Origin of the sequence: Clostridium aquiflavi, assembly GCF_031344075.1 — a bacterium.
GTDB lineage: Bacteria > Bacillota > Clostridia > Clostridiales > Clostridiaceae > Clostridium > Clostridium aquiflavi.
Genome location: NZ_JAVJAN010000005.1, coordinates 42,057 through 65,090 on the forward strand (window position 1 = coordinate 42,057; position 23,034 = coordinate 65,090).

Genomic DNA, 23,034 nt, shown 5'->3' on the forward strand with positions numbered 1-23,034 from the left:
TTTTTCAGTTAATTTATAAAGTTGATTATTTAACTGTCTGAGTCTGCTAGTATTTATCATTTTGTTGGCAGGAAAAAAATATAATTTAAATATAGAAAATACTTGACAATAGGTGGAAAAATCACAGCCTTGTTATAGATAAATACTAAATTACTATCTTTGATTTTTAAAGATAAACAGTAAATTTACAATTTATTCGTAATGGTAAGTGAAAATTGAATCAATAAAATTAATATTAATGATAACTTGATAATGTATTTAAATAAGGGGATTAGTAACATAAAGAGTTGTAATAATTTTTAATTGTTATGACTCTTTATTTTTTACAAAAAAATGAATAATATTATATTTACAATTTATGTTATAATTAACCAGAATATAAATAGTAATTTAAATGAGGTATTTTATATGAAAATTGGTATTATACAAGCTAGTTCTCAAAAAAATAAAAATGATTTGTTATATAATTGTGTAAAAAAGGTTGTAAAAGATAAAGGATATGAGGTTATTAATTTTGGTGTTTTTCAAGATGAAGAAGGTGAATATTCTTATATTGAAATTGCAATTTGTATAAGCATTTTATTAGAAAGTAAATCTATAGATTTCATAGTTACTGGGTGTTCATCTGGGCAAGGAATGATGTTAGCTTGTAATAGTTTGCCAAATATTCTGTGTGGATATATTGAAAATCCATCAGATGCATATTTATTTGGTAGGATTAATAATGGTAATGCTGTTTCATTTCCTCTTGGATTGAATTTTGGATGGGCTGGTGAAATTAATCTGCAATGTACATTAGAAAAACTATTTGATGAACCATTTGGAATTGGATATCCTAAGCAAGATGCAGTAAGAAAGCAAAAAGACACCAAAATGTTAAAAGTTTTAAACAATATTACGAAAAGAAGCCTTGTAGAAGTGCTACCAAAAGTAAATCTAGATTTCATGAAACATGTACTTCAACGAGATAATATTTACTATTATGTTATTAAAAATGGTGAAAATGAAGAATTGAAAGCACTACTCCGATTATATCGTTAAATTTCAATTTTAATAATTAAAATAGTAATTTGAATGAGGGGGAATTGGAGAGATATATGGATATTAATAAAATAAAATCTCCTAAAGATATATTTCAGTATATGAATGATCACATAGAGTATGGATGGATTGATATAAATGGTGAAAAACATATTAAAACCATGAAGGATTTTAGAAAAATATATAAAATATCATCTATAGAAGAAACAATAGATAGCGGATTAGGGACATGCATTGAACAGGTTTCTTTAATGCATAATTTGCTAAACAAATTAAAGGTCAAAAATAAAATGTTTTGTTGTAGAATTTATGAACCTGATGATTATTTTAACTTAGAAAATGATGAACATATGCATTGTTTTTTACTTTACTATTTAAACAATAAGGTTTATCATATGGAACACCCTAATTTTGAGAAAAAAGGTATATATGAATATGATAATGAGGAAGTAGCAATTAATCATATTGTTAATTATTACAGAGAATTAAGAGGTGGAAAAGATAGTCCAATAGCAGAATTTTATAAAGTAAAAGAAGGGTTATCTTTTAAAGAGTTTAATAAGTACATTAATCATGTTAATGAGTTAAGAGGAAATAAGAGGCTAAGAGAAAATCTAAATTTATAATTAAAATATGAAAGGGATATTATGAAAACATTAATATTCAATGGTTCTCCAAGGAAAGATGGAGATACTGTTAGTTTAATAAATGAATTGGTTAAGCAGTTAAATGGTGAGTATAGAATAGTTAATGCATATAATTGTAAAATAAATCCGTGTATTGACTGTAGGTTTTGTTGGAAAAATGAAGGGTGTTGTGTTAATGATGAAATGCAGGAAATTTATAAGTATATACAGGAGTGTGACAATATTTTAATTGCATCTCCCATTTATTTTTCAGAATTAACAGGAGCATTGCTGAGTGTTGGAAGTAGGCTTCAAACTTATTTCTGTGGAAAGTTCTTTCGTAAAGAGATTCCAATTAAAAAGCCTAAAAAAGGTGCCGTTATTGTCGTTGGTGGGGGAGATGGAAGCATAAACAAACCATATGAAACAGCATGTACTTTACTTCATCATATGAATTCACATGACATATTTCCACTTGTATATAGTCATAATACAAATAGTAATTCAGCAATTACTGATATTAATGCTATAAAAGGGATAAATGGTATTACAAAATTTTTTAATGATCCAAAAGAATAAAGATAGTTGCGTAAGTACGATTTTTAACGATATATCTAGAAATTTAAACGATATATTTCAATTTTAGAATTTACTTAGTAGGAAAATAAGTTTTAAAAAGTCAAATATAAAATTATAAGCAAAAACAAAGAGTTGTAATGATTTTAATTGTTATGACTCTTTATTTTTGCTTATGAAACTGAATAATATTATATTTACAAGTTATGTTATAATTAACCAATAGATAAATGGTAATTTGAAAGGAGAAACTTGTAATATGAGATACACAAGTACTTTAATAGCTGTAGTAGATATAGAAAAATCTAAAAGGTTTTATAATAAGATACTAGGATTAGATGTTATTGATGATTTTGGTGCAAATGTAACTTTAACAGGAGGTATTGCTTTACAAACATTAGAAATGTAGAAAGGTTTTATTCATAAAGATAAAAATAATACATTTGAATGATACTTTGAAGAAGATGATATGGATGCTTTTATTAAAAAGCTAAATACCTTTAATGATATAGATTATGTACATGGATTAATTGAGCATAAATGGAGGCAACAAGTAGTAATGTTTTATGATTTGGATAAGCATATAATTGAGGTGGGAGAAAATATTACAATTGTTATTAAAAGGTTTGCTAAAAATGGACTTTCAGCTGAAGAGATTGCAGTAAGAATAGAGGTACCATTTCATTATATAAAATCATGCTTACAATAGCAAATTACAAGTTTAATAATTTAAGTGATAAATGTGCTTTATTTAAGGCATTCAATGAAAGTCATGAAGCAGATATTGTAAATGAGTTATCTGTTGTAAATAATAAAATATTTAATAAATATGAGAATAATGCTTTTTGAAATAAGAAGATAATAGAAGAACTAATAATAAATAAGATAGAAGTAAGGGGTAATTTAATTATGAATGATTTTGAAAGTATACTTAACTATTATAAAAGTGAATTGAAGTGGAACCCACCATTTGCAGAGGTGCTTTCTAAATATTCTCCAAATGGATTAAATGGATATTTAATGATGCGTGAATCCATTGAAAGTGGACATTTGTCTAAAAAGACTAGAGAATTAATTTTTACTATATTAGATAGCTTAGATGATGAAGTAAGTGGAGCAAAGTCACATGCTATTGCTGCTATAGAAGCAGGATTAACAATGGAAGAATTAGTAGAGGCGTTTGTAATTGTAACTATTGTTAAAGGAATTAATGTATTATGCAAAACAGGTGTTGAAGTAATTAAAGCAGCAGAAAAAAGATTACATGATATAAATTTAACTAATGAAAGTCAAACATAATATTATAATCAAAAATAAAACATCTATTGAAAAGTCGTATTATTTAGAAATAAATGTGCGATTTTTTTTAGATAAGTTAAAATAAGTAAATTTAAATAGTAATTTGCAGGGGAGTTTAAGAGAAAATCTAAATATATAATTAAGACTATTTATATAGTATTTAGCAGACTTAGAATATAGTCTGCTATTTTTTATGGAAAGTTTGCTTGACATTAAATGGAATAATTTGTATAATAATTATGGAAAGTTTACTTTCCCTAGAAAGGAGGAGTACTTTGAAAAATCGTTTAGAAGAAATAAGAAAGCAAAGAGGAATAAAGCAAGAAGATTTAGCTAATGCTCTTGAAGTTTCAAGGCAAACAATTGGCTCTCTTGAAAATGGAAGGTATAATCCATCAATTATATTAGCTTTTAAAATTGCTAGATATTTTAATATGAGTATAGAAGAAATTTTTATTTATGAGGAGGAGAATAAATGAAGAAATCTGTGTTATATACAGGTATTGGGTATTTGCTATGTGGAATTACATTCATTGCAGTTGCTCTCTTTACTGAATTTAAATTTGAAGGATTATTATGTGGATTTGGAGGTGCTGGTGTTAGTTGTGGAATAGTTTCTATTTTGAAATATATGCACTGGTCAAAACCAAAAAATCAGGATGAGTATAATAAAAGATTGAAGATTGAAAAGATAGAATTAGAAGATGAGAGAAAGATTATGATAAGAGATAAAAGTGGATGTATTACTTATAAAATAATGCTGCTTATATATTCTATATTAATAATAATATTTTCTATAATTAATATGGTTGGAGATTTTAAACCACTATCAACATATATTGTTATCACTTTTGTTATTTTACTTGTTTTTCAGTATTTCTGTGGGATTTTTGTATTTAATTATCTTAATAAAAGATTATAAACATAAGAAACTTGAAACGTAAATTTAAAGGTGAAAGGAATAATAAATTATGAATATTAATAAGAAACAATTTTTAAAAGATTGGGTAGTACCAGTATTTTTGGCAATAGCAGTAGCACTTTTAATAAAACAGTATTTATTTTTAAGTGTATATGTTCCGTCTACATCAATGGTACCTACAATAAATAAATGGGATAAGCTAATTGTAACGAGGATATACAATACAGAAAATATAGAAAGAGGAAATATTATTGTATTTAATTCAGATGAATTAGGAAAAAGGCTTGTTAAAAGAGTTATTGGATTACCTGGAGATCATATTGTAATACATGATGGTATTACAAATATAAATGGAACTGATATTAAAGAAGATTATGTGAAAAATAATGAAAAATATGATGGAGTATTTGATGTACCAGAAGATAAGTTTTTCTTTTTAGGTGATAATCGTGCAAATTCATGTGATGCACGACGTTGGAATAATCCTTATATAGATAAAGAAGATATTCAAGGAAAAGCTATCTTTAGGTTTTATCCTTTTGATAATTTAGGATTTTTAATTTATTGCACGGATTATTTACAGCAGGGGATGTATTAAATTGAAATTTATTACATTAACAAGTAGTTATAAAACTGAGTGGGAAAGTTTGATTAGTGAGTTTGAAGAGAATGGAGAAAAAATAATTGCTACAGCGAGGCAAAATAATATAGTTAAAAACATAAAAGGATGGAAATTAATTACCGTCCTTTTATGTTTTTTTAATTAGCCTCATCAGATTTTGATTCACAACTCTCTTCAATCTTTTTGATTCTTTTTTTATAGATTGATGAAAATACAGTTAATGTAACAAAAGCTAAAGCAAAAACTGAACTTAACATAATTATTCCTGTAGCGATTGAACCTAGCAATTTATGATATTTTAAATATGAGGATATAAAAAATGTTATACCACATAAAATACCTGATATTGAACTGACAATTATATTAGTTTTTATGTTTGCTTCTAATTTTCTATCCCAAATTCCATTTTTCAAGCATGCAAAAACAATGTATATAGAAAGGCACATGAATACAATCAACTCACCTATAATATCTCCTTTACCAATTGATGATTGAATGAGGATAGTGGCAAAGAGTCCCCAAAATGCAAACCACATGCCATTTCGTTCAATTTTTAAAAGTTTTTGTTCTTGCATTTCATCTAATTTATTTTTTCTTTTATTCATCATTTTCTTCCTCCCAAAATAAATCATCTAGTCCTTTTCCCAATGCTCTGCAAATAGCTCGGCATAGCTTAATCGTTGGATTATAATCGCCCTGTTCAATAGCATTCATTGTTTGCCTAGAAATTCCAACTTTTTCAGCAAGTTGTTTTTGCGTCATATCAAGTTGAGCACGAGCAACTTTTATAGGAATATTTCGTCCCATATAATCACCTCCATATTTCTATATTATTATAAAAATTACTTTATGTCAAATATATACGACATATATAAATAAATATTTTAATTTTATCAAGTGCAAGGCACCAAAAGAATATACTGAATCATATCAAAATTCACGTGATTTAATAAAAGCAGATGTTAAAGATTATTCAAATAATATTTTATTGGATATACATGGAGATGCAGTAAATAGTACTAAATGTGATACAAAAAAATATAACATTAGTTCTTGCTAAAAATAGTCCTTATTATGAGAACAATAAGATATTTTCTGAAAATTTATTACAAAATATAAATAGTTCAAATGAAATTAAAGCAGAAATAATTTCGTATAATCGTGGTAAGTTATGCTTTAATCAGGATTTATCTAAAAATGCGTTACTTATTAATTTGGGAAATAACATGTCTAGTGACAGTGATATAGAAAAGTGCGTAAATGTACTTGTTTCAGCTTTAAAGAAAACTCAAAAGAATAGTTATGAATATTAATTAAATGTTTTTAAATTAGGGTGTATTTTAAAGCAATGTTGATAAATTAATTATGATTAAAGTGGACAATCACATGATTGTCCACTTTAAGAATTTTACTTATGTAAATTTAGTTACTTTTAGATGATTTTATTTTTTTAACAATATAAGTTATTGTATATCCAATTATCCATAATACTGAGTAAATTAAAACATATTCAAATGCTGAATCATTTAAATATATTTTCATTAATATTATATAATCTAATATAGACACTCCAAATGAAAATATTAGATTAACTATATTTGTATTATTTACAGCACATAAAATTCCTTGTATTAAAAATAATAATGGAAATAGTAAAAGTAATGATATTATAAAAAGTCCTTTAAAATCTATTCCCTTTGTATTGTAGACATCCATATTAGTAAATGAGATTACTGTTAATAGGCTCATTAATATTGCTGGAAAGAAAATTATAATTATATTTTTCTTTTTTATGGAGATCCCCTCCCCTTTGTTTATTCATATATTGATTAATTATATACATAATAAATATAATTAATCAATATATGAATAATATTTAAATTACAATATATGTTATAATTAATTCGGAATAGTAGATTTAAATAAAGTGTGAATAAAATATTTTTTATATAATTCACAGACAAATAGTAATTTGTGGAGGAAATAAGATATGGCTTCTAGTCAAGAATATTTAGATTTCATTATTGAACAATTAGATATATTGAACAATATTTCTTATAGAAAAATGATGGGAGAATATATTTTATATTTTCAAGGAAAGATTTTTGGAGGAATATATGATGATCGTTTTTTGGTTAAGATAACCAAAGTGAGTAGACAGTTGATGACAGAGGCAACTGAGGAATTGCCTTATGATGGTGCAAAACCAATGCTTTTGATTGATAATGTTGATAACAAAGAATTCTTATGTAGATTGATTACGGAGATGTATGAAGAACTTCCTACTCCAAAGGTAAAAAAGAAAAAATAATTTTTAAATTTAAATTTATTAAGCTAATATAAAATTATCTTTAATAAAACTTGATTTATATAATCAACAGATAAATAGTGATTTATCTACGTGATATTATATTTATTATTCAGAATTTATGGAGGAATTATAATGAGTAAACAATCTGAAATTGAAAGATTTGAAAGTAGATTTTCAGAAGAAATTATTGAAATAGCTGTTGTAACAGGTCCATCAGGCTTTGGAGGAGGACAAGGATGCGATAATATTATGTGGAGCGCATCTATGTATGTGATAGCTTGGAAAATATATGACAGCAATAAACCTGTAGTACAAGAAAAATACTGTCTTGAAGCTTTAGTTGATTATGAACAGTTAAAGATTCTTCAAAAAACAGTAAATAGAAATTCTATTATAAGGTTAAAGGTACGTATGTCTAAAGATAATTCTAAACATGATTTTATGCTTATTCAAATTATTGATACATGTTATAAAGATTCTGAATTAGAAAATATTTTACGCGAAGAATTAAAACCTGTATTTTATAAAGATGAAGTTCTTGGAAAATTTACATTTGAAAAAGCAACTAATAGTTTTGATACAACAATTAACTGGATGAATTCAGGGGTTAGTTTATCATTTAATTATGATAAAGATGAAAATGTTATAAAGGACTATCTTTCAACTGCTCATACACTTTATAATAACCAGAAAGAGTGGGATGCAAAAATCCATAGTTATGCTGCTGATGAACTCTTGGATCTTGTAAATGACTGGTTTAAAGAAGGTAAGGAAGAGTATTATGAATCTTTTGACGAAGAATTTGATGAAGAAGATGAGTATTATAAATATGATGAAATCACAAAAGAAAGATTTATGAATCTTATGAAGATTGTTTATATAAGTATTGAGTCAAATGGAGAATTTTATATAGAATGCCTAGATGGAGATATGTTTTGTGGACACTGTATACATATATCTGGCAATATTAATGGCGAGTTTGAGTATGCTGAAATATAAAATGGTTGGATAGAAAATTATTATTAATTTTTATGTTAAGTTATAAATAAATAATAGTTATACAAATTCCAATTTGTAAGGGGGATAAATAAATGGTCTTATTAGTTGTTGATACACAGAAATTAATAACAAATGAAAATTTATATAAATTCAATGAATTTGTGTCAAATGTAGAAAAAATAATTGCTACAGCGAGGCAAAATAATATAGAAATAATATATGTACGCCATGATGATGGTGCTAAAAATGAATTAACAAAAGGAACTGAAGGTTTTGAAATATATGAAAAATTTATACCATCTAAAGAAGAAAAAATATTTGATAAAAAAGTAAATAGTGCTTTTAAAGATACTGGTTTGTTAGAATATTTAATAAGTAAAGGCGAAAAGGATATAATTATTGTAGGACTTCAAATAGATTATTGTATTGATGCTACTATAAAGTGTGGATTTGAACATGGATTTCACATGATAGTTCCAGCTTATTCAAATACAACAGTTGACAATAAGTTTATGTCAGCACAGCAAACATACAGATATTATAATGAATTTATTTGGAATGGTAGATATGCAGAATGTATTCCTCTGGAACAAACACTCAAAATGATGAGATAGATTTTAATTTAAATCTGTCAAAACTTTATAAATAGAGAAGGAGAGGTATAGAGTATATTATAGAAACCTTATGTTAAGTGATATGGACAAAATAGAAGAAATAGATGGTGAGTGCTATATTTCAAGGGCATGGAGGACAAGTTAGAATTCCTGGGATAGGTGGATTATTTGCTCCAAATCAAGGAATATTTCCTAAGTATACAAGTGGAATATATAATATTCCAAGTTAGTGCTTTAGATTGTATTGTAGATTTGGTTATATGAATAATAGAAAACATTCAAGCAATACATTAGAATTTGCTAAAGAAATTATGTTATATTTAAATGCTAAACCTTAAGATAAAATTAATGAATGGTATAGGTTTCATAAGTTGGGATACTATCAAAGTTAAATAAGTTGATTAGAAATATAAAAAGTTGTAATGATTTTTAATTGTTATGACTTTTTATTTTTGTACAGAGATCTAATTCCTTAATTTACAATATATGATATAATTTATTAAAATACAAACAGTAAGTTGTAGGTGATATAGCATGTATAAGATAATTAAAAAAGCTAATAATGGTTGGGAAGTACATAAAGTTGCAGGAAGTGATACGATTTCCATTGTAAAGTACAGTGCAAATCATCAGGATATAAATAAATTAATAGAAGTATTACAATTTTTATATAAAAATAAAGTTTTAGAAGGATCAATTGATATGAATCTGGCTATGCAAGATGAGTATTTGCAGGAATTTTCAATAGGAGAGTATCAGTTTATTATAAATTTAGATTTTTGGGAAACTTTTATTTTTTATTCAAAGCAAAAAGATGGAAACCCATATGTGATGAAAGTTTTTGATAAGTTAGCCATAGACACTAATTAAAACAATAGTTTTAGGTTGAGTATATAAATAGTAAATTTGTAGAATAGTTTAATTAAGTACGAACAATAATTATTTTAAAGTGTTACAAGTAATAATGGATTTGGAGGTAATAAAATGAATAGACTGAAATTAGTTTTGCCAAATGTCGAATATAAAGAAATTTTAATGGACTATAAAAAAGAGTTTATTAAAAATGGAGATAGTATAGATGGTTCAGCAGGATTGGCAAATTCAAAATCATTTGAAGAGTGGTATAAGGCTTTTAAGGACAATTTAAATGAGGAAACTGTTAGAGATGGTTTGGTACCAGCGACAACATATCTCGCTTTAGATGAAAGTGGAAAATTAATTGGAATGATTGATATTAGACATAGGTTAAATGAATATTTATTAAATTTTGGAGGGCATATCGGATATAGTGTTAGAAAATTAGAAAGAAGAAAAGGATATGCAACAGAAATGTTAAAATTGGCATTAAAAAAATCCATTGAATTGAACATAAAAGAAGTTCTAATTACTTGTGATAAAGAGAATATTGCATCTGCTAAGACTATTATTTCAAATGGTGGAGTATTAGAAAACGAAGTATTTGACCCAAATGATAATACTATAACTCAAAGATATTGGATTAAATTAGTAGATTTATATAAATTCTAATTTGGAAGGAAAATTTTTGATGATAACTAAACATGTAATAGTAGAAGATTATAATCCAAAATGGAAAGAGAGTTTTAAAAGTATAAAAGATGAATTATTAGCAGTTTTATCTGGAAAAATTATTTCAATTGAGCATATTGGTAGTACATCAGTTGAAGGATTATCAGCAAAGCCAATTATAGATATTGATATTGTGATTGATAGAAATTTTGATGAAGTTAAAAAAGCATTGGAAACCCTTGGTTATATTCATGAAGGCGACTTGGGAATATGTGGTAGAGAAGCATTTAAATATTCAAATAAACCACATTTGATGGTACATCATTTATATGTATGTGGTAAAGACAATAAAGAATTATATCGTCATGTTACTTTTAGAGATTATCTAAGAAAGCATAAAGAAGATAAAGATAGGTATAGTGTTATTAAAAAAAAGATGGCATTAAAATATCCTGAAGATATAGATTCTTATATTAAAGGAAAACAACCAATAATTTTAGAAATATATAAGAAATGTGGATTAGAAAAATAAGTTTTAAGTTAAGATTGAGTGTTATAAATTAAATAAACAGTTAAAAGAGAAAGGCTTACAATTTAAGTAAAGTTATAAGAAGTAACAGGGAGAACAAAATAATTATGAATAATTTAATAAAGAAGATAATAAACAATAAAGAATATAAGAAAATCTTGAAATTCACATTTATACTCTATATTTTTCGAATCAACTATATAAAGAAAGTGTTGTTTGAAAATACACGTAGATTAACGCTTAGTCAATATGGTTTGCTGTTTTTGACGATATTAGGGGCAACTGCACTTATGGGAACTTTAATATTTATTGGAGTTAGGGTTTGCAATATGTTTTATGCAAGGTGTAATGTACCAAAAGTAAAAGGAAAAGAATGGTCATTTGGATTTGGAGAATTAAAATATTTTTTAGTATATAAGAAAAATTGTAAAGTTTGTGGAGCAAAAATGAAAAAAAATACTAGTGAAGAGTATAAAGGTATAGTAAGGAATACAAATATAGATGGGTATGTATCAGATGTAGAAACGTATAAAGTTAAAATTTTTTATTATTGTCCAAAATGCAATAAAAAATATTCTTTAGAAAAATTAGCAGTGGAAATAGAATAATTATAATCTGAATTATTGCACTTTTGGAAAGAATACAGATTTGGAAACTATGGGAATGGAATAATAAAGTTTATTAACTTAAAATATAGATATTTTATTTGTAAATTTATTTATTATTTTACTTTAAATGGATAGTATGATATATTTTATTAAGACTAATATTTTAGGTTATTCATAATGTAAAAATAATTGGTTTATTTATAATTCAGTTATTTCTACATTACGTATTAATCCTTTTAAAGGGTAATGACATATCCAAAGATTCATTTCCATTTAATAAATCTTAAATCTCAATTTTAATTATAAGCTGTGTTTTAGATTAATATGAAATTGTAGTATTAAGATTTAGTATCTATCTATAGCATTTATACTATAATGACATTGTAATTTAAAAATACAATTAAGTTAAAATGAGAATGTCAAATATTTAAGGTAAGAAGATGAATAGTTATGTTAAAAAGTGAAGTATCTAAACAAATTACAACACCACTAACAGCTCCAGCATTCCCAAGAGGACCTTACATGTTCCATAACCGTGAATATTTTAATATTATATACCGTACTGATGCTGATGCTTTACGTAAAATTGTACCAGAACCTTTAGAATTAGGAGATGATCCTTTAGTTAGATTTGAAATGATGGCTATGCCTGACACAAGTGGATTAGGATCTTATACAGAATGTGGACAGGCTATACCAGTAAGCTATAATGGTAAAAAGGGTGACTATTTGCATATGATGTATTTAGATAATCAGCCAGCTATTGCCGTTGGAAGAGAACTTAGTGCGTATCCTAAAAAACTTGGTTATCCTAAGCTATTTGTTGATTCAGACACACTAGTTGGTACATTAGACTATGGAAAATTAAGAGTAGCAATAGCAACTATGGGATATAAGCATAAACAATTAGATTTAAATGAAGCAAAGGAACAAATTTGTCGTCCTAATTTTATGTTAAAAATTATACCTAACTATGATGGAACTCCAAGAATATGTGAGCTAATATCTGCACAAATTAAAGACATTACTGTACATGAGGCATGGACTGGTCCTGCAAGATTACAATTATTTGATCATGCTATGGCACCATTTAATGACTTACCTGTAAAAGAAATAGTTTCAAGTTCTCATATTCTCACAGACTTAACACTTCCATCTCCCGATGTTATATATGATTATCTTAAAAAGTAGTTTAATATATTAATAAATAAAATAAATTGCAAACTGTTATAAATAATTAAAAAATCTAAGTTAAGAATATGATTTCTATTTAGTATAGAGATCATATTCTTTTTTTAGTATTTACAAAATTAGAGAAATTTTAATAAATATTTAAAATATAGCCATTTTTAATAACAATAACAAAGTATTATCAAACTACAATTTATACTAAGAATTCTTAAAATTATTAATATCTATTAAAAGGTTTTCAGAAAAAATAGAAAAATTCGATATTATTTTTAATTTTCTTATAATTGTTCTTTAGAATTTATGATATCAAAATATATAACCAACTCTCGTTTTGTTAACGTTTTATCTAGCTGTGAGTAATTTTATGGAATTTAAATATTGATTTTGGATAATTTAGTGATAATATACTATTTATACAAATATTTCAATAAATTTACAGAGTGATAATTAAATAAAACAACTACCGTATTTTTAGAGTTAATAAAACTTTTTTATAATATCTTACCATTTGCAAGTAGTACCCTACATCCAAATAACTTAAATTTTTTAATCTTATAGAAATTTTTACTAAAGTCGTTCAATATAGTGAAAATTAATAAAAGCTTTAATTAATGATTTGTTTTAATTAAATTCAAATGCCAACTCGCCATTATAATACAGTATTACATGGTTTAAAAATATAGTCTAATTAATAAAAGATAGAAATCAAAAGCTCTTATGGGTTTTTGTGTGAAAATTTTATAACTATGAGGAGGAGCAATATGGAAAGAAACTTATCAGTATTATCGCAAACAAAAGATTTAAAAATTACAAAAAGAACTGAAGGTGACAAATCTAATAATAAAGAATCATATTTAGGAGTATTTAAAAAAGTTGAAAATCCTATTACAAAGGCAATTTATGTACAAAAGAAATTAAGTCTTTATTATACAAAAGAAGATAGGGAAAGAATTATAAAAGGTATAAGAAAGGCTACATTGGAGAATAAAGAAATATTAGCAAAAATGATTGTAGATGAAACACACATGGGAAGATATGAAGATAAAATATTAAAGCATGAATTGGTAGATAAATATACTCCAGGTACAGAAGGCTTTACAACTTTTACTATTGCAGGACCTACAGGTGAAGTTATAGCTTCTGCAAGGAATTTTACAAAACAAAGAAGATGTGTACTTGCAGGTTAGATGATAGATCAATACAATCATTTCAATATATTTAGCAGTTTTATATGAAGTATTATATATTCTAAAAAAAAGAAGGAGATATTAACATGAATAAAATAGTTAAGCTTGAAGATCTAAAGTCTATTTTTAAAGATGGAATGACAATTATGATTGGTGGTTTCTTAGATTGTGGAAGTCCTGAAACCATAATTGATATGTTGGTAAATTTAAATGTAAAAGATTTAACTATAATAGGAAACGATACCGGATATCCAGATAAAGGCATAGGTAAATTAGTTGTAAATGGTCAGGTAAAAAAGGTAATAGCTTCTCATATAGGGACAAATCCTGAGACTGGGAGAAGAATGAATAGTGGTGAAATGGAAGTGGAACTTTCTCCACAAGGAACATTAATTGAAAGAATACGTGCGGCAGGTTCTGGTTTAGGTGGAGTACTAACATCAACAGGAATAGGAACAATTGTAGAAAAGGGAAAACGTAAGATTTTAATTGATGATAAAGAATATTTATTAGAACTTCCATTAAAAGCAGATGTTTCACTAGTAAAGGGAAGTATAGTAGATGAATTCGGAAACACTTGTTATAAAGGAACTACAAAAAACTTTAATCCTTATATTGCAATGGCAGCTGATACTGTAATAATGGAAGCTGAAAATTTAGTTAAATTTGAAGAATTAAATAGGGAAGATATAATGACTCCAGGTGTATTAGTAAATTATATAATAAAGGAGGCAATTTAAATGATTACAGATAGTAAATTGGCAAGACAAATAATTGCAAAAAGAGTTGCAAAGGAATTAAAGGAAGGACAACTTGTAAATCTTGGAATAGGACTTCCAACATTGGTTGCAAATTATGTACCAAAGGACAAAAATGTATTTTTTCAATCTGAAAATGGAATGATTGGAATGGGGGCAGTACCAACATTAGGACATGAAGATGCAAATATAATAAATGCAGGTGGACAATGTGTAACAGCATTACCAGAAGCAGCATTTTTTGATAGTTCTATGTCCTTTGCATTAATTAGAGGTGGACATGTTGATGTTACTGTACTTGGAGCTTTAGAAGTGGATGAGGAAGGTAGTCTAGCTAATTGGATTATTCCAGGTAAAATGGTACCAGGTATGGGGGGCGCTATGGATTTAGTAACAGGTGCTAAAAAAGTAATTGTGGCCATGCAGCATACTGGAAAGGGAAAACCTAAAATTCTTAAAAAATGTAGATTACCATTAACTGCAAAATCACAAGTAAACTTAATTATTACAGAATTTTGTGTAATTGAAGTAACAGATAAGGGATTATTTTTAAGGGAGATTAGTGATTATACAACAATCGATGAAATTAAATCTTTAACAGAAGCAAATTTAATTATTCCAGATGATATAAAACGTATGGCTGTATAAAATTTATAGCATGATGGCTTTTTTATGAGAGTTTAGATAATTTTATATAAAAACAAATTATCCACTATTTAGTTTGGATTTATGTTTATATATTTAGACATAAATCCAATATGAATAGAACGTTTATTACAGAATACTTTTATTATAATAATGAGTTGATAAAACAATATAATAATGTGATATTTATAATATGTTATAATTATCCTAAATAAACAATTTACATAATATAGAGGCAAAATACATGATATTATAAGTGATAAAAATGTTCTTTGTGAATTGAATAATTTGGTATTAAATACATGATATAATTAAATAAAGATTACAGATAACTTAGTGAATTATAGACAAGCTGTTAATGAAAGGAATTACTTTAAATGAAATACATAAAAAAACTTCCAGATACAGATAAGGCGTTAAGTGAAAAACTTATATTAAACAATTGGAAAAAAATAAAAGAACCATCTAATTTTACATGGACTATTTTATTATCTACACCATTTATGTTGATAAATGGCGCAATTGAAATGTTTATTTTCTATAACTTATATACACCACTACAAGATTTCTTAAAAAGCAATGAAGGATTCAATATTACATTGGAATTACATTTAGTAACATTATTATTTATCCCTGTTATCTTTATTTTTATGACAATACATGAATTCTTACATGCTTGTTTTATTCCAAATGTTTTAAAATCAGATAAAACATATTGGGGAATAAATGGCATTTGCGGATTTGTTGCCACTTCTGAAAAAATAAAGAAAAGCAGATTTTTGCTTATTTCAATTATGCCACTTTTACTTTTATCTATTGTATTACCATTTGTTTTAAATGCACTTGGGTGGTTAAATGGGTATACAATTTTTCTTTGCTTATTGAATGCAATGGGTTCATGTGTAGATTGCTTAAATATGTGTTTGATAACAGCACAAGTCCCAAATGGAGCTTATGTCTTAAATAATGGATTTGAAACATATTTTAAGTAGTTTGGAAAATAAAAAAACTTAGTTATTATTGTAGGATATTCGTTTGATAATATAATACAAAAAGATTCACAGGAATTTGAGTGTATGATTGCTAACTGCTTCATAATCCACCAAGTGGAAGTGAAAATTATGGAGATATGTATCACTGTGTTAGTAAATGCTTGAACGAAATTATATTAAAATCAAATATGTGATTCACCTATTTGTTCTACAGAGAATAAGCTGATAATGAAGAAATTTTATTAAAAGAGGTATTTGAATGGGATATTATGTTAGAGTAGAATCAGATGTAAAAGTTTATGTAGAGGATCTTAATCCAGAGGGCAAAAAGACAATCATATTTCTACATGGGTGGCCTGGAAGTCATAAACTGTTTGAGTATCAGTTTAATCAGCTACCTAAAATGGGATATCGATGTATTGGCATAGATCAGAGAGGATTTGGACAATCAGACAAGCCTTTTACAGGATATTGCTACGATAGGTTATCAGATGATGTTCGAGCTGTAGTTGAAGTACTTAATTTAAAAAATTTTATATTAGCAGGACATTCTACTGGGGGAGCCATTGCTATTAGATACATGGCCAGACATAATGAATATGGAGTGTCTAAACTTGCACTTTTTGCAGCAGCAGCTCCTAGTCTTATAAAACGTTCATATTTTCCATATGGTTTAGAAAAAGAAGCTGTAAATGAAATTATTCAAGGAACGTATAATGATCGTCCTAAAATGTTGCAAGGATTTGGAGACATGTTTTTCTTCCAGCATATAACTAAGCCTTTTTCAGAATGGTTCTTCCAATTAGGACTACAAGCAGCAGGCTGGGCTACTGCTGCAACTGCAAATTCTTGGTTAGATGAAGAAAGCTTATTTTTTGATCTAGAGAAAATAAGTGTTCCAACTTTAATTCTTCATGGTATTCATGACAAAGTTTGTCTATTCCCATTAGCTGAATCACAAAGACAACGTATTAAAAATTCCAAGCTTATAGCATTTGAACACAGTGGCCATGGATTGTTCTATGATCAACGTGATAAATTTAATGAAGAATTGGCACAATTTATTGAAGAATAAAGTTTTTTGTAGCTCTTGATTTGCCTAGAATAGTAGAAATTGAATATGAATAGATTAAAGCAATACGAAAAAAGTAGCTAAAATATATAATAAATAATTTAATATATAAAAGGAAGATAAAATGTAGCAACACACACTTAGTTGATACATTTTATTTTTTATATTGGATTAATACATAACACATGGAAACAATAAATGAGTGGACTATATAGGTAATCCACTCTATAGCATAATATTAAAAAAGAACAATTTAGTTTTAAGAAATAAAGACATTACCTTTACCCACTAGTACAATTCTATAGTCAGGTTTTAAAGGAATTAAATTATATTTATCAGATTTGGGTAATAAATGAATTGATTGTAATAAATTCTGATTTTCATCAAAAACTTCGATATAAACACTACTTTTATCAGATATGTTTTGAACAACATACTTATTTTCAGACGAAAAATTAAAATCAGCTGCTTTATAAACTCCTTCATCAAAGATATTTACGGCATAGGCTGATTGAGCAAAAATACAAAATGATAAAGATAAACAAATTAAAAGCATAGAAATAAATTTTTTCATTAGTAAAACCACCTTTCAATGTTATTTTGGCTATATAAATATTTAAATATACAAAAGAGAAAATTTATATAATGATAGATGGAAATATCATCGCATTTATGGAGTGATAAATATAAATGTGTTGTACATGCAGTACCATTTACAATAAATGCAAAAGACGATTTCATAATTAATGAAGAATTAAAACAATACAGATAGTAGAGTAGCATTAATATTTAGAAGTATTAGTGCTTCTTTTTATATTTATGCTATACTTATGCTATAAAAGTAATACATGTTGGGAGGTGCGTTAATTTTATGAAATACCCAATAGATGTTAAGAATTTTCAAGATACTATCTATAATATTGCGGGAATTGATTCAATTGAAAGTGGAGTTTGTGACTTAGAAGGTGTAGATTCTGATTTAGTATTAACAGCAGATTATGCACATTTGCCAATTGCAGCTCTTTTAAGAACAAATGGTGGATTTGAAAATGAACTACTTGTACAATTTAGATTCACAATTGATAAGTCAAAAGATGGTTTAGAGGCATTAGAATTTATTGCTTGGTTTGTTAGAGATTATGCAAGAGATAAAACTAAAATACAACTAACACCATTTGCTTTGCCACCACAAACACCAAATGGAAGACAACTTGGAAATACATTAAGATTTCATATAGATTTATTTGTAGAGAATGTTTATGATTCTTTAGATCCAGTTTTAAAGGAAGTAAAGCAACTGAATAAAACATTAAGTATGGCAATAAAATTATATAATATTAAAGTTAAATAATAAATTAGATAAGGAAGAAAGTAATGGAAAGAAAGATAAAGATGAGATATCCAATGTATCTTAAAGAGTTTAAGTGCATAGGTGGAAGCTGCGAAGATAGCTGTTGTATTGGCTGGGATGTAGATATAGATAAAACTACATTTAAACAATATTATAAAGTTCAAGATCAAGAAATGAGAAAAATGTTTCAAAAGAATGTTCATAATAATACTGGTTATTGTTGTGATGATATAGATTATGGAAAAGTAAAATTAAAAAAAGGAAAAAGATGTCCATTTTTAGATGATGAAAATTACTGTGTAATTCATTCTAAGTTGGGTGAAGAATATCTTTCAAATGTATGTACATCGTTCCCTAGAATTACAAATAGAATAGATGGATATTATGAAATGTCCCTTGATGTGGCATGTCCTGAAGCTGCAAGAATTCTTTTGTTAAAAAAAGAGGGAATCGAATTTAAAGAGAGTCAAGAAACTTTAGGAAAACACATTTTATCAAGCGATATTGATACAAAATCTAAAGAATTTAAGGATTCACCTGTAAAATATTTTAAGGAAATTAGAGATTTAAGTATTAAGATAATAAAAAATAGAAAGTTTGATTTAAGTGAAAGACTATATATTTTAGGAGAATTTTTAGAAAAGTTAGAAGAAGAACTTGATTATAATTTTAGTAATGTACATAAATTTATAAAAGGATATAATATAAATTCAATTGATGATTCATATGAAAAAAATGATATGAACTATATTATTCAAATTTCATTTTTTAAGAAGATGGTAGATGATTTAAATGTATTTAAAGAAATTGATAGTAAGACTTTTAAGGAGTATACTAAAGAACTTATAGCTGGATTTAAATTTGATGAAATAAAAGATGCAACGAATAATCCAGAGTTTTATATAAATGCATTCAAGATTTATGTTGAAAAATTCGTAAATATTAATAGTTATATTTTTGAAAATTACTTAGTTAATTTTATATATAAAAATTTATTCCCATTTTCAGAAACAGAAAGTGTATTTGATGGATATATAATGCTGTTAATAAGATATTCATTTTTAAGATTCTATTTAGTAGGTAGATATCTAAATAATAAAATTGATTCACCAGATGATGTAGTTAAATTTATTCAAGTATTCACTAAAACAACAGAACATCATAAGACATATTTAGATGATACACTAAATCATATAAAACGAAAAGAATTTGATAATTTAGAATTTGCAAAAACATTATTATAAATTTTTTGCAATAAATAAAGCTACTGTAATTTTGCAGCAGCTTTATTTATAAAAATTATAATTATAATCGGCAATTAAGCCTTTATCTTTGTTGAATCCTACAACATACAGATCTGAACAATTAGGATTAGTACATTTAAAGCTTGGAGAGTTTTTATTTAGTAGTACAAAATTACCATCAGGCTCTGGAATGAATACACTTTGAACTTGAGATAAGTAAAGTTTTATAGATAAAATAATTTTATTTATAGAATTGTTATTTTGGGATGAATAAGAACTATCAGATATTTTAACATGTTCTATAGTATATTTTATAGGATTAATATTATGTTTATTAAAAATATTTGTTTTATTAGTAGATAAATTAGGTTTATGCAAAAATTTTATATTTAAGACTTTGTTTATAGATATTTTTATAGTAGTACATTTATTTGATGATTCAGCGTCACACATATCTGAGCATTTAATTTTTTTGATAAAAATACCATTAATTATTAACTGTTTATTCTTATTTAATGAAATCTTATCTATAATAACTCTATTACTATTACGACTATTATCATTTAAGTTAATATAATTATTAGGCTCAAGTTTAAAATATAATGGGAAAGAAAATTCAAAATAAGTTAAGACTATTGGAATTTTAGCAATTAACGAACCTGGTTTCCCCATAGGTACGTAGTAATCATAATTGATATAATCACAATTTTTCATTTAATACCTCTTTTAAAAATTGATATAAAACATATATGATAGGGTTTGTCTCAAAATACTTTTTACACAATACATAGTAAGGATAGAGAACTATCTAATAATATTCATTGTGATTTATTTTAATTTTGAGACAAACCACATATACTATTTGAACTAGATTTAAATTAAATTTAGCATAAATTTTCTACTGCAAGTGCTGTTAAAGTAGCGTTATTAATTGAACCACCAAGATTTAAAATGAAATCAATTGGAACATATTCTACAGTATAAGTTACGCAGTCGTTACATAGTGAATTATCACAAACTTGGAATGAGAAAGTTTGAATTCCAACAAATTCTATAACATCTGAGAAACTATGAGTTCCACAAATATATTCACAATATCCATTCTTAGTAGTTTTTTTAATTAAAAAGTTTAATCTTAAAGAAACGTCAAGAACAGATTGTATTTCACAAGTAAAAGTTAAAACTGTTGTTGGATTTTTTAAATTAGTAGTATCGATGCTAACATTAGCAAGAGGAAGTGGTTTAACAGTACCTAAAGTATTAGCACTCACTACTGGAATTGGAGCTGAACCGCTACAACCACATTTTAAAATAGCTCTTCCAGGTTCTTGTCCTTCATGATGAACACATTCACATTGACATATACATGGTTTTTGTTTTTTAGGATAACAATTATAATCTGACATTAAATTTTCTTCCATAATTTTCATTAGTATCTCCTTTTTTATTCATATTATTTTGTTTATAGTTTATAATATGAAAATAGATATAAAAGTTCTACAAAAAATAATTTTAATATAAAATTTCTATTCTTTTGTTGTTATATTACAACTATTTTTAGTTTGTTCACTTATACCTATAAAATATAGAATTAACATTAACTAAGTAAGTGGACTTAGATTTCATTTAAATAAAGATTATAATGTTATTTTATTTACAGTATTCTAAAACAATTAATTATTATAAGATTTCCAAAATTTCTACTCTGTAATTTTCTCCAGGAGCATTTACTTCAACTATATCTCCTTGCTTTTTACCTGTTAATGCTTTTCCTAAATCAGATTCTATGCTTATACGCATAGCTTCAGGGTCTAAATCCATAGTAGTTACTAATGTTACAATAGCGTCATCTTCATCCTCTATAAATTTTATTTTAGCTTTACTATTAATTCCAAGTACTGATTTATCTACAGTTTCACTATCTATTATAGTTGCAGTTGAAATCATAGTCATTAAATACTGTATTCTATTATCATTTTCTCTATAATTAGCACAAGCTTCTTTATATTCCGCATTTTCTGATCTATCTCCATGTGCAGCAGCTACTAATTTTTCCTTCGCTATTTCAGCTCTTTTTACTGTTAGCCTATAGTCTAATTCTTCCCTTAATTTTTTCATATTTTCTTCTGTTAATTGATTATTCATAAAAATAAACCTCCCAAGAAATATATTATGTATATTATTATATAATATATATATAAAAATAAAAGGTAATTTATTTAGTATACATTAGTTTCATGGTATTTTAGGATGGTTGTTAAAAGAAACTCTTATGAAATTATGTGAAGTTTATGTGATTTAAGGTTTAATTTATATAAAAACATAATCTAAAATATTATTAATAAAATGTTCTAAGGTTTCTTTATATGCATCTTTATGTAATTGCTCTTTATTAACTTGGATTATGGCAATAGATTTAATATAATTTGAAAAAACTTTCCAATTACAATTTTCTGAAATATTATTAATGTGTTTTAAAATCCATAATGAAGTATTCTCATCATTTTTTTCATTTATAAGGTATTCTTGTGGCCAGCGAGCTTTTAACATAGCAATTTCAGCATCATTAAGATATACAAAAAGGTTATAATCACCGAATACTAATATTTCTAAATATTTTTTTAATTGTGCTCTGTTTAATTGTTTAGATTCATCTAATAAATTTTGAAATTCCTCTTTTGCTTTATCTCTCTTAAAAATTATTATTTCATATACAAAATCTTCTTTATTTTTAAAAAAATTATAAAAAGTTCCTTTTGCGACTCCTGATTTCTTTGTTATATCTTCAACAGTTGTTCTTTTTAAACCATAAAGTTTAATTAATTGAAAGCCATTCTCTAACATTTGCTTCCTTAAATGTTTTTTTGTTTCTTCATCAAAAATTAATGGCATAACTTTTTCACTCCTTAGAATATATGAA

General features: G+C 26.0%; 33 protein-coding genes and 2 pseudogenes. 27 read left to right on the top strand and 8 right to left on the bottom strand.

Translation table 11 applies throughout. The features are described from left to right. Positions 1-408 precede the first annotated feature (408 nt). From RGC78_RS02560 to RGC78_RS02600, 9 genes and pseudogenes are all read left to right on the top strand, one after another. Positions 409-1,041: an RpiB/LacA/LacB family sugar-phosphate isomerase gene (locus tag RGC78_RS02560; protein WP_309555978.1), complete on the top strand. Its 633-nt coding sequence runs from the start codon at positions 409-411 to the stop codon at positions 1,039-1,041. 56 nt (positions 1,042-1,097) lie between these two features. Continuing rightward, positions 1,098-1,667, top strand: a complete 570-nt coding sequence (locus tag RGC78_RS02565) for a transglutaminase domain-containing protein (protein WP_252215477.1) — start codon at positions 1,098-1,100, stop codon at positions 1,665-1,667. A 21-nt stretch (positions 1,668-1,688) separates the two neighbouring features. Beyond that, entirely contained in the window at positions 1,689-2,246 is a 558-nt protein-coding gene (locus RGC78_RS02570) for a flavodoxin family protein (RefSeq protein ID WP_252225816.1), read from the top strand. A gap of 256 nt (positions 2,247-2,502) precedes the next feature. Beyond that, a pseudogene (locus RGC78_RS02575) lies at positions 2,503-2,952 on the top strand (VOC family protein). A 200-nt stretch (positions 2,953-3,152) separates the two neighbouring features. After that, positions 3,153-3,542, top strand: coding sequence for a carboxymuconolactone decarboxylase family protein (locus RGC78_RS02580; RefSeq protein WP_252215493.1), 390 nt, complete (start codon positions 3,153-3,155; stop codon positions 3,540-3,542). Between the two features lie 275 nt (positions 3,543-3,817). Further along, positions 3,818-4,021 carry a helix-turn-helix transcriptional regulator gene (locus RGC78_RS02585; RefSeq protein ID WP_061314725.1) on the top strand — a complete coding sequence of 68 codons (204 nt, stop codon included), beginning with the start codon at positions 3,818-3,820 and terminating at the stop codon, positions 4,019-4,021. Next, positions 4,018-4,464, top strand: coding sequence for a hypothetical protein (locus RGC78_RS02590; RefSeq protein WP_252215495.1), 447 nt, complete (start codon positions 4,018-4,020; stop codon positions 4,462-4,464). Before RGC78_RS02585 ends, RGC78_RS02590 begins: the two co-directional genes overlap by 4 nt. A gap of 49 nt (positions 4,465-4,513) precedes the next feature. Beyond that, positions 4,514-5,062, top strand: coding sequence for a signal peptidase I (gene lepB, locus RGC78_RS02595; RefSeq protein WP_252215496.1), 549 nt, complete (start codon positions 4,514-4,516; stop codon positions 5,060-5,062). A 1-nt stretch (position 5,063) separates the two neighbouring features. Then, complete coding sequence (locus RGC78_RS02600; protein WP_252215498.1) at positions 5,064-5,231, top strand: hypothetical protein; 168 nt, start codon at positions 5,064-5,066, stop codon at positions 5,229-5,231. Here the strand turns inward: RGC78_RS02600 and RGC78_RS02605 are convergent. Together RGC78_RS02605 and RGC78_RS02610 are read right to left on the bottom strand one after the other, a co-directional pair. Then, positions 5,224-5,691: a DUF6773 family protein gene (locus RGC78_RS02605; protein WP_252215651.1), complete on the bottom strand. Its 468-nt coding sequence runs from the start codon at positions 5,689-5,691 to the stop codon at positions 5,224-5,226. The two genes, RGC78_RS02600 and RGC78_RS02605, sit on opposite strands and share 8 nt — an antisense overlap. Then, positions 5,684-5,893 carry a helix-turn-helix transcriptional regulator gene (locus RGC78_RS02610; protein ID WP_017353070.1) on the bottom strand — a complete coding sequence of 70 codons (210 nt, stop codon included), beginning with the start codon at positions 5,891-5,893 and terminating at the stop codon, positions 5,684-5,686. The genes RGC78_RS02605 and RGC78_RS02610 overlap by 8 nt, the downstream gene beginning before the upstream one ends. A gap of 142 nt (positions 5,894-6,035) precedes the next feature. Between RGC78_RS02610 and RGC78_RS02615 the strand changes: the two genes are divergently transcribed. Both RGC78_RS02615 and RGC78_RS02620 read left to right on the top strand, forming a co-directional pair. Continuing rightward, positions 6,036-6,146: a hypothetical protein gene (locus tag RGC78_RS02615; protein WP_252215653.1), complete on the top strand. Its 111-nt coding sequence runs from the start codon at positions 6,036-6,038 to the stop codon at positions 6,144-6,146. Continuing rightward, a complete protein-coding gene (locus RGC78_RS02620) occupies positions 6,112-6,399 on the top strand; it encodes a stage II sporulation protein P (protein WP_252215499.1) in 288 nt (95 codons plus the stop codon). Before RGC78_RS02615 ends, RGC78_RS02620 begins: the two co-directional genes overlap by 35 nt. A gap of 109 nt (positions 6,400-6,508) precedes the next feature. Here RGC78_RS02620 and RGC78_RS02625 read toward each other — a convergent pair whose 3' ends face one another. Next, on the bottom strand, positions 6,509-6,835 hold the full coding sequence (locus RGC78_RS02625) for a hypothetical protein (protein ID WP_252215500.1): 327 nt from the start codon (positions 6,833-6,835) through the stop codon (positions 6,509-6,511). Positions 6,836-7,076: 241 nt separating this feature from the next. Between RGC78_RS02625 and RGC78_RS02630 the strand changes: the two genes are divergently transcribed. The 14 genes and pseudogenes from RGC78_RS02630 to RGC78_RS02695 all read left to right on the top strand — a co-directional run bounded on the left by RGC78_RS02630 (position 7,077) and on the right by RGC78_RS02695 (position 17,522). Then, positions 7,077-7,397, top strand: a complete 321-nt coding sequence (locus RGC78_RS02630; protein WP_252215501.1) for a TfoX/Sxy family protein — start codon at positions 7,077-7,079, stop codon at positions 7,395-7,397. Positions 7,398-7,529: 132 nt separating this feature from the next. Further along, positions 7,530-8,396, top strand: a complete 867-nt coding sequence (locus RGC78_RS02635; RefSeq protein ID WP_252215503.1) for a DUF2262 domain-containing protein — start codon at positions 7,530-7,532, stop codon at positions 8,394-8,396. 92 nt (positions 8,397-8,488) lie between these two features. Then, the gene (locus RGC78_RS02640) at positions 8,489-9,010 is read left to right on the top strand and encodes a cysteine hydrolase family protein (RefSeq protein WP_252215505.1); all 522 of its coding nucleotides are present in this window, start codon (positions 8,489-8,491) and stop codon (positions 9,008-9,010) included. Between the two features lie 116 nt (positions 9,011-9,126). Next, positions 9,127-9,228: pseudogene (locus tag RGC78_RS02645) on the top strand (metallophosphoesterase); the annotation flags it as partial. A 316-nt stretch (positions 9,229-9,544) separates the two neighbouring features. Then, a complete protein-coding gene (locus tag RGC78_RS02650) occupies positions 9,545-9,880 on the top strand; it encodes a hypothetical protein (RefSeq protein WP_252215507.1) in 336 nt (111 codons plus the stop codon). A 114-nt stretch (positions 9,881-9,994) separates the two neighbouring features. Further along, positions 9,995-10,537 carry a GNAT family N-acetyltransferase gene (locus RGC78_RS02655; RefSeq protein ID WP_252215511.1) on the top strand — a complete coding sequence of 181 codons (543 nt, stop codon included), beginning with the start codon at positions 9,995-9,997 and terminating at the stop codon, positions 10,535-10,537. Positions 10,538-10,556: 19 nt separating this feature from the next. Beyond that, entirely contained in the window at positions 10,557-11,069 is a 513-nt protein-coding gene (locus RGC78_RS02660; protein WP_309556016.1) for a GrpB family protein, read from the top strand. Positions 11,070-11,173: 104 nt separating this feature from the next. Further along, the gene (locus tag RGC78_RS02665; RefSeq protein WP_309555979.1) at positions 11,174-11,674 is read left to right on the top strand and encodes a hypothetical protein; all 501 of its coding nucleotides are present in this window, start codon (positions 11,174-11,176) and stop codon (positions 11,672-11,674) included. A gap of 450 nt (positions 11,675-12,124) precedes the next feature. Then, on the top strand, positions 12,125-12,865 hold the full coding sequence (adc, locus tag RGC78_RS02670; RefSeq protein WP_309555980.1) for an acetoacetate decarboxylase: 741 nt from the start codon (positions 12,125-12,127) through the stop codon (positions 12,863-12,865). Between the two features lie 761 nt (positions 12,866-13,626). Continuing rightward, the gene (locus tag RGC78_RS02675; protein ID WP_309555982.1) at positions 13,627-14,052 is read left to right on the top strand and encodes an aldehyde dehydrogenase family protein; all 426 of its coding nucleotides are present in this window, start codon (positions 13,627-13,629) and stop codon (positions 14,050-14,052) included. An 86-nt stretch (positions 14,053-14,138) separates the two neighbouring features. Next, positions 14,139-14,792 carry a butyrate--acetoacetate CoA-transferase subunit A gene (gene ctfA, locus RGC78_RS02680; protein ID WP_252223874.1) on the top strand — a complete coding sequence of 218 codons (654 nt, stop codon included), beginning with the start codon at positions 14,139-14,141 and terminating at the stop codon, positions 14,790-14,792. Further along, positions 14,793-15,458 (top strand): 3-oxoacid CoA-transferase subunit B, encoded by a 666-nt coding sequence (locus RGC78_RS02685; protein ID WP_252223877.1) that lies wholly within the window; start codon positions 14,793-14,795, stop codon positions 15,456-15,458. 374 nt (positions 15,459-15,832) lie between these two features. Continuing rightward, the gene (locus RGC78_RS02690; RefSeq protein WP_252223880.1) at positions 15,833-16,447 is read left to right on the top strand and encodes a DUF3267 domain-containing protein; all 615 of its coding nucleotides are present in this window, start codon (positions 15,833-15,835) and stop codon (positions 16,445-16,447) included. Between the two features lie 259 nt (positions 16,448-16,706). Further along, positions 16,707-17,522 carry an alpha/beta fold hydrolase gene (locus RGC78_RS02695; protein ID WP_252215524.1) on the top strand — a complete coding sequence of 272 codons (816 nt, stop codon included), beginning with the start codon at positions 16,707-16,709 and terminating at the stop codon, positions 17,520-17,522. A 256-nt stretch (positions 17,523-17,778) separates the two neighbouring features. Here the strand turns inward: RGC78_RS02695 and RGC78_RS02700 are convergent, their stop codons facing one another. After that, positions 17,779-18,093, bottom strand: a complete 315-nt coding sequence (locus RGC78_RS02700; protein ID WP_252215527.1) for a hypothetical protein — start codon at positions 18,091-18,093, stop codon at positions 17,779-17,781. Between the two features lie 297 nt (positions 18,094-18,390). Between RGC78_RS02700 and RGC78_RS02705 the strand changes: the two genes are divergently transcribed. Next, positions 18,391-18,870 carry a hypothetical protein gene (locus RGC78_RS02705; protein ID WP_252223884.1) on the top strand — a complete coding sequence of 160 codons (480 nt, stop codon included), beginning with the start codon at positions 18,391-18,393 and terminating at the stop codon, positions 18,868-18,870. Between the two features lie 23 nt (positions 18,871-18,893). Continuing rightward, complete coding sequence (gene fliB, locus RGC78_RS02710; protein ID WP_252223886.1) at positions 18,894-20,114, top strand: flagellin lysine-N-methylase; 1,221 nt, start codon at positions 18,894-18,896, stop codon at positions 20,112-20,114. Between the two features lie 42 nt (positions 20,115-20,156). On the opposite strand, the gene RGC78_RS02715 is transcribed toward fliB, so the two are convergent. The 4 genes from RGC78_RS02715 to RGC78_RS02730 all read right to left on the bottom strand — a co-directional run bounded on the left by RGC78_RS02715 (position 20,157) and on the right by RGC78_RS02730 (position 23,006). Further along, on the bottom strand, positions 20,157-20,828 hold the full coding sequence (locus tag RGC78_RS02715; RefSeq protein WP_252215536.1) for a hypothetical protein: 672 nt from the start codon (positions 20,826-20,828) through the stop codon (positions 20,157-20,159). A 170-nt stretch (positions 20,829-20,998) separates the two neighbouring features. After that, positions 20,999-21,544, bottom strand: coding sequence for a DUF4489 domain-containing protein (locus tag RGC78_RS02720; RefSeq protein ID WP_252215538.1), 546 nt, complete (start codon positions 21,542-21,544; stop codon positions 20,999-21,001). A 250-nt stretch (positions 21,545-21,794) separates the two neighbouring features. Beyond that, positions 21,795-22,259 (bottom strand): transcription elongation factor GreA, encoded by a 465-nt coding sequence (greA, locus tag RGC78_RS02725; RefSeq protein WP_252215540.1) that lies wholly within the window; start codon positions 22,257-22,259, stop codon positions 21,795-21,797. 165 nt (positions 22,260-22,424) lie between these two features. Next, positions 22,425-23,006, bottom strand: coding sequence for a TetR/AcrR family transcriptional regulator (locus RGC78_RS02730; protein ID WP_252215542.1), 582 nt, complete (start codon positions 23,004-23,006; stop codon positions 22,425-22,427). Between the last annotated feature and the right edge of the window lie 28 nt (positions 23,007-23,034).

What these genes read in the sequence shown, in the direction of transcription:
- RGC78_RS02560 (WP_309555978.1), top strand. Translation starts at nt 409, where the DNA reads ATGAAAATTGGTATTATACAAGCTAGTTCTCAAAAAAATAAAAATGAT.
- RGC78_RS02565 (WP_252215477.1), top strand. Translation starts at nt 1,098, where the DNA reads ATGGATATTAATAAAATAAAATCTCCTAAAGATATATTTCAGTATATG.
- RGC78_RS02570 (WP_252225816.1), top strand. Translation starts at nt 1,689, where the DNA reads ATGAAAACATTAATATTCAATGGTTCTCCAAGGAAAGATGGAGATACT.
- RGC78_RS02580 (WP_252215493.1), top strand. Translation starts at nt 3,153, where the DNA reads ATGAATGATTTTGAAAGTATACTTAACTATTATAAAAGTGAATTGAAG.
- RGC78_RS02590 (WP_252215495.1), top strand. Translation starts at nt 4,018, where the DNA reads ATGAAGAAATCTGTGTTATATACAGGTATTGGGTATTTGCTATGTGGA.
- lepB (WP_252215496.1), top strand. Translation starts at nt 4,514, where the DNA reads ATGAATATTAATAAGAAACAATTTTTAAAAGATTGGGTAGTACCAGTA.
- RGC78_RS02605 (WP_252215651.1), bottom strand. Translation starts at nt 5,691, where the DNA reads ATGAATAAAAGAAAAAATAAATTAGATGAAATGCAAGAACAAAAACTT.
- RGC78_RS02610 (WP_017353070.1), bottom strand. Translation starts at nt 5,893, where the DNA reads ATGGGACGAAATATTCCTATAAAAGTTGCTCGTGCTCAACTTGATATG.
- RGC78_RS02625 (WP_252215500.1), bottom strand. Translation starts at nt 6,835, where the DNA reads ATGAGCCTATTAACAGTAATCTCATTTACTAATATGGATGTCTACAAT.
- RGC78_RS02630 (WP_252215501.1), top strand. Translation starts at nt 7,077, where the DNA reads ATGGCTTCTAGTCAAGAATATTTAGATTTCATTATTGAACAATTAGAT.
- RGC78_RS02635 (WP_252215503.1), top strand. Translation starts at nt 7,530, where the DNA reads ATGAGTAAACAATCTGAAATTGAAAGATTTGAAAGTAGATTTTCAGAA.
- RGC78_RS02640 (WP_252215505.1), top strand. Translation starts at nt 8,489, where the DNA reads ATGGTCTTATTAGTTGTTGATACACAGAAATTAATAACAAATGAAAAT.
- RGC78_RS02650 (WP_252215507.1), top strand. Translation starts at nt 9,545, where the DNA reads ATGTATAAGATAATTAAAAAAGCTAATAATGGTTGGGAAGTACATAAA.
- RGC78_RS02655 (WP_252215511.1), top strand. Translation starts at nt 9,995, where the DNA reads ATGAATAGACTGAAATTAGTTTTGCCAAATGTCGAATATAAAGAAATT.
- RGC78_RS02660 (WP_309556016.1), top strand. Translation starts at nt 10,557, where the DNA reads ATGATAACTAAACATGTAATAGTAGAAGATTATAATCCAAAATGGAAA.
- RGC78_RS02665 (WP_309555979.1), top strand. Translation starts at nt 11,174, where the DNA reads ATGAATAATTTAATAAAGAAGATAATAAACAATAAAGAATATAAGAAA.
- adc (WP_309555980.1), top strand. Translation starts at nt 12,125, where the DNA reads ATGTTAAAAAGTGAAGTATCTAAACAAATTACAACACCACTAACAGCT.
- RGC78_RS02675 (WP_309555982.1), top strand. Translation starts at nt 13,627, where the DNA reads ATGGAAAGAAACTTATCAGTATTATCGCAAACAAAAGATTTAAAAATT.
- ctfA (WP_252223874.1), top strand. Translation starts at nt 14,139, where the DNA reads ATGAATAAAATAGTTAAGCTTGAAGATCTAAAGTCTATTTTTAAAGAT.
- RGC78_RS02685 (WP_252223877.1), top strand. Translation starts at nt 14,793, where the DNA reads ATGATTACAGATAGTAAATTGGCAAGACAAATAATTGCAAAAAGAGTT.
- RGC78_RS02690 (WP_252223880.1), top strand. Translation starts at nt 15,833, where the DNA reads ATGAAATACATAAAAAAACTTCCAGATACAGATAAGGCGTTAAGTGAA.
- RGC78_RS02695 (WP_252215524.1), top strand. Translation starts at nt 16,707, where the DNA reads ATGGGATATTATGTTAGAGTAGAATCAGATGTAAAAGTTTATGTAGAG.
- RGC78_RS02700 (WP_252215527.1), bottom strand. Translation starts at nt 18,093, where the DNA reads ATGAAAAAATTTATTTCTATGCTTTTAATTTGTTTATCTTTATCATTT.
- RGC78_RS02705 (WP_252223884.1), top strand. Translation starts at nt 18,391, where the DNA reads ATGAAATACCCAATAGATGTTAAGAATTTTCAAGATACTATCTATAAT.
- fliB (WP_252223886.1), top strand. Translation starts at nt 18,894, where the DNA reads ATGGAAAGAAAGATAAAGATGAGATATCCAATGTATCTTAAAGAGTTT.
- RGC78_RS02715 (WP_252215536.1), bottom strand. Translation starts at nt 20,828, where the DNA reads ATGAAAAATTGTGATTATATCAATTATGATTACTACGTACCTATGGGG.
- RGC78_RS02720 (WP_252215538.1), bottom strand. Translation starts at nt 21,544, where the DNA reads ATGAAAATTATGGAAGAAAATTTAATGTCAGATTATAATTGTTATCCT.
- greA (WP_252215540.1), bottom strand. Translation starts at nt 22,259, where the DNA reads ATGAATAATCAATTAACAGAAGAAAATATGAAAAAATTAAGGGAAGAA.
- RGC78_RS02730 (WP_252215542.1), bottom strand. Translation starts at nt 23,006, where the DNA reads ATGCCATTAATTTTTGATGAAGAAACAAAAAAACATTTAAGGAAGCAA.